Source organism: Bradyrhizobium sp. (assembly GCF_016462955.1).
Classification (GTDB): Bacteria; Pseudomonadota; Alphaproteobacteria; order Rhizobiales; family Xanthobacteraceae; genus Bradyrhizobium.
The window spans coordinates 1-403 of sequence record NZ_JAEMSD010000760.1 but is presented as its reverse complement, the minus strand read 5'-3'; the positions used below and the strand labels follow the sequence as shown (position 1 = coordinate 403).

The window sequence follows — 403 nt, the reverse complement described above, 5'->3', positions numbered from 1 at the left end:
ATTCCGCACGCACTTCTTCAATCACCAGTCGCGGCGCGGGATCGAACGGCTCGGTGATCAGGCCCGCGCCGCTCGGCATCTCGCGCTTGCCTTCGCTCAGCACCATGCGCCACGGCGTCACGCGCAGTGCATGTCCGCAACCGGTGAACTGATGCAGCGTGGTGTGCAGCATCTGCCCGAACGCCACGCCGACCATCGCGCCTTGCGGATATTGCCCGGGCCGCGCGGCAGCCATCACCGGCGCAGGCTCGGTCTCGCCGCGCAGCGCTTGGGGCAGCGCGGCGCCGGATGCGATGTGGGCTGCCATGCGCCCTCGCCCGTTCCGCGCGCCGCCCGAAATGATGAACCAGCTTGCCAGCGCCAGCGCCATGCTCACGGCCTGTCCGCGTGCGACGGAGCGGCC

General features: G+C 70.5%; 1 pseudogene. It reads right to left on the bottom strand.

From position 1 onward, the window contains the following. Positions 1-370: pseudogene (locus JHD07_RS37975) on the bottom strand (precorrin-3B synthase); the annotation flags it as partial. Positions 371-403: the final 33 nt, after the last annotated feature.